The organism is Methylomonas sp., assembly GCF_023228165.1.
Taxonomy (GTDB): domain Bacteria; phylum Pseudomonadota; class Gammaproteobacteria; order Methylococcales; family Methylomonadaceae; genus Methylomonas.
In genome coordinates, this window is sequence record NZ_JALOBS010000075.1 from 1 (window position 1) to 3,598 (window position 3,598).

General features: G+C 54.6%; 6 protein-coding genes. 1 reads left to right on the forward strand and 5 read right to left on the reverse strand.

Features of this window, described 5'->3' with window-relative positions:
- The 3 genes from M0R33_RS24305 to M0R33_RS24315 form a co-directional block, all read right to left on the reverse strand.
- A partial coding sequence (locus M0R33_RS24305) for a transposase (protein ID WP_292574547.1) occupies positions 1-443 on the reverse strand: 443 nt, incomplete at its 3' end.
- 48 nt (positions 444-491) lie between these two features.
- Entirely contained in the window at positions 492-1,463 is a 972-nt protein-coding gene (locus tag M0R33_RS24310) for a FecR family protein (RefSeq protein WP_292574548.1), read from the reverse strand.
- Positions 1,464-1,523: 60 nt separating this feature from the next.
- Positions 1,524-2,039: an RNA polymerase sigma factor gene (locus M0R33_RS24315; RefSeq protein WP_292574549.1), complete on the reverse strand. Its 516-nt coding sequence runs from the start codon at positions 2,037-2,039 to the stop codon at positions 1,524-1,526.
- A 350-nt stretch (positions 2,040-2,389) separates the two neighbouring features.
- Here M0R33_RS24315 and M0R33_RS24320 point away from each other — a divergent pair, with 350 nt between their 5' ends.
- Positions 2,390-2,977 carry a Uma2 family endonuclease gene (locus tag M0R33_RS24320; RefSeq protein WP_292574550.1) on the forward strand — a complete coding sequence of 196 codons (588 nt, stop codon included), beginning with the start codon at positions 2,390-2,392 and terminating at the stop codon, positions 2,975-2,977.
- Here the strand turns inward: M0R33_RS24320 and M0R33_RS24325 are convergent.
- Both M0R33_RS24325 and M0R33_RS24330 read right to left on the reverse strand, forming a co-directional pair.
- Positions 2,974-3,234 carry a hypothetical protein gene (locus M0R33_RS24325; RefSeq protein WP_292574551.1) on the reverse strand — a complete coding sequence of 87 codons (261 nt, stop codon included), beginning with the start codon at positions 3,232-3,234 and terminating at the stop codon, positions 2,974-2,976. The two genes, M0R33_RS24320 and M0R33_RS24325, sit on opposite strands and share 4 nt — an antisense overlap.
- A gap of 152 nt (positions 3,235-3,386) precedes the next feature.
- A partial coding sequence (locus M0R33_RS24330) for a PepSY-associated TM helix domain-containing protein (RefSeq protein ID WP_292574552.1) occupies positions 3,387-3,598 on the reverse strand: 212 nt, incomplete at its 5' end.

Consider the following 3,598-nt stretch of genomic DNA (forward strand, 5'->3'; position numbering starts at 1 on the left):
CACATGGCATCCCATAACGGGTAATCGGCTATTTTTTCCACAAGACCGGCCCGTATTGGATTAGCCACGATATATCGGGCGATTTGTCTTATATTTTCCTCTCCGCGTAAGGCATGATCGTAAAAGCCACGCTGCCAAAGTCTGCCCTTACGTTGTAAAAAAGCATTCACTTCCAAGGCTGAAGTTGCCTTAAACTGTTTTATGACGCCCGACAAGGTTTTGCTGTCGCCCAATTGAAACAACCAGTGCAGATGATCCGGCATGACTACCCAGGCCATCGATTTCAGCTTGTTTTGCTCATGCAAGTTTTGCATTTGATGGACCACAATCCGCCCGCAGTGTAGATCGTTAAACCAATTCAGGCGCTTTTCCGTGCAAATTGTCACATGATAAATTTGCTGAGCCTGGGAATAACGGCCTTTTAACAGGTTGTCGCGTGGCATGGTTGAATGACAGGTTTATGAGGCGGATACGTTTACGCCTATATCTGCTCAAGACCGCAAAAACACCCACGGCCCGGCATGAATAACTTCGATAGGCAGCGTTTGTTGCAAGGCATCCAGCCAGGCATCGATGTGTTGTATGTCGATGGCGGCGTTGACTTCCCGTTCGCCCAGTTCGCTGTCCAGCAAGCGGATTTGGCTGCGCCGGTAGCGGTTGATTTCCGCAACCACCTGCTTCAACGGCACGAAGTTCATCAACAAACGCCCGCGGCGCCAGGCATCGGCGTTACTTAATTCCACGGCATAGGGTGGGCTCAGCATGTCGGCAGCGAACGTTAATTGTTGGCCGGGCTGTAAGGTCGCGCTATCGGTTAGTGCGCCGCGCGCGGAAGGCCGGCTGGTTCGTACCTTGCCTTGCAGCAGAGTGACCGCGCCGGTATTGCCGCGGTAACGGACGATAAACCGGGTACCCAAGGCTTCGGTGGTCGTGGAACCCGCCGTCACGCGAAACGGCCGGCTAGCGTCATGCGCCACCTCGAACTCGGCTTCGCCGTGCAATAGCTCCAGGCGTCGTTCGCTGGCGCTAATCGTTACATCAATTGCGGTGTCGGTATTTAAATAGACGGTGCTGCCGTCGGTCAGTGCAATCGACATTTGCTGGCCGACGCGGGTACGGTAATCGGCGCAGGGGTGTTGCAGATAATCCGGGTAAAAGCCGGTCGCGACCGCCAGCAGCAAGGACGCTGCGGCGGCCAGACTCAGACCGCGCCTCAGCAGGGCTGTGCGCCGCTGTTTGGCGGCCCGAGCCCGGCGGCGCCGGCGGTCGGCCAGTAAAGGCTGAGGCAGTTGTTGCCACAGCGCTTCGACGGCGCGATAGGCCTGGGCGTGCTCGGGTTGTTGCCGCCAGCGCTCGAATTTCGCCAATACGCTGTCGTCGGCGGCACCGGAGCTCAAGCGCAGATGCCAGGCCACGGCTTGCTGCCGCAAGGTGTCGTGCTGGGCTGTGTGCGATTCGTTCATGGCAGTACGGCGTCTGGTAATGGCTGTTTACTATAACGATCCGGTCCGAATATAGCCATACTATGCGTCCTCGTCATCAACCGCTTGCCGGCAGTGCAGCAAGGCTTTGGCCAGTTGCTTTTCCACCCAGCTGACGGAAATGTTTAACTGATTGGCGATTTCGGCATGGCTAAGCCCCTCGATACGGCTCAAATATAAAATTTCCGCGCACAGGTCGGGCAATTGCGCCAACGCGGTTTGAATTTGCAGGAGCTGGTCTTGCGCTTGCAGCATCCGCTCGGGCTCGGTGGTGGCGTCGGCTTCGGTTTCCTCGCCCAAGTATTGATCCAACAAATCGCCGCGACGCTTTTGGCCGCGCAGATGGTCGATAGACAGATTGGACGCCACGGTAAACATCCAGGCCCGCGCCTCCACTTCGCTGGCGGGCGGCGGCGTCAACAGCATCAACCGCAAGTAGATGTCCTGCAGCAAGTCGGCAGCGGTATCCCGACAACGCAGGCGCTGCTGCAAAAAGCGCTGGATTTGCGGCCGAATGCTTAAAAATGTGCGGTAAACGTCGTGGTCGGAAAAAGCCATGCGCGGGGGATCAAGGGGCTTTGCGTGAGTCGAGGCAATTGGCTAAGCAGAAAGCGCGCCATCTCGGTGGGTTGGCTTGCGGAAGGCCCTGCCACTCTGTACCGCCAACTAAAGCAATATTGGCGGGTTAATGTCCTGGCTGATTTGATGTGCGGGATATGCCGCATTACTGCGGCATATCGCCTAATGTCTGTTAACCTCGCTCTCTGTTTTTCAACGGCAGCCGACAGGCTAGGGTTGCAAACCAAAGCCTACCAGCCCAAAGTACGGGGCAACCCGACTTGTAATACTTGTTTTTCAATCACTGGTCGCTAACAATATGAATCAGCAATAGATCATTGGAGCAAACGATGGCATTGGATAAAGTGCATGAAAACATTTATCTAAGCGAAGAGGAGTATCTGGCGACGGAACCCGCTTCCGAGGTAAAACGCGAATATATCGACGGCCAGGTCTATGCAATGGCCGGTGCGGGCTATAACCATAATTGCATCTCGGCTAACATGCTACGCGAGTTAGGGAATCACCTGAAAGGCACACCTTGCGCGACTTTTATGGCAGACATCAAAGTCCGTTTGGGCAAGGATTATGTCTATCCCGATGTGCTGGTGGATTGCAGCAAAATGTCCGGCGACGATTATTTTTCGACGTCGCCGGTGATTATCGTCGAAGTGCTGTCCCGCTCCACCCGCAAAATGGATACGACGACAAAATTGATCCGCTATATCAATTTGCCGTCCCTGCAGGAATATGTGTTGATCGAACCGGATATTGTTTCCGTGCAGGTACTGCGCAGAAACAAAAATTGGCTGCCTGAATATTATTTTTTGGGCGATGAGATTTGGTTTGAATCCATCGGTCTGGCTTTAGCAGTCGAAGACATCTACGACCGGGTCGACAACCGGGACATGAACGAATTTCGGGAAGGTTTGGCCTAGGAGCGACTTAGCCGTTTTGCCTGACGCTTTTGTAGGAGCGTAGGTTGGGGTGAGGCACGAACCCCAACACGATAACCGCAAAACCACCCTCCAACTATCGGCAACAAAACATCAAAGTTACCGATGATTTGAATACCAAAAATGTTGGGGTTCGTTACCTCACCCCAACCTACACGGGCTATCTCGCCGCTGTATTGGTCGACGGCGACATCGCGGTAACCGATAAAGCGGCTTAACTCGGTCACGTCCTTCTTCATTATTTTATAGACGCCTTCAGCCCGCGTAGCTCCGATTAGCGAAGCGTAATCGGAGGAACGAGGTTAAAACATGCGTCCGATTACGCTTCGCTAATCGGGCCTACGGCCCTCTGTTTTTCAATGGCCGTCGAAGTTCACGGTCTAACTTAGCCTCAACAGCCAACTTTGGCGCGTTTGGCCCGCCATTTTTGCAGCCAGCGGATCAGTCCCGTGACGAACAACAGCGGGCAGGCGAGTCCGGTGATGAACACTAAAATCCGCCCGGTCATGCCGAAGGCTTGACCGGAATGCAACGGCCATTGCCAATGGGTGAACACTTCGCCGGCCGTTGCGGTCGGCAGGCTGGGGTCGTCCAGGTCGAGGA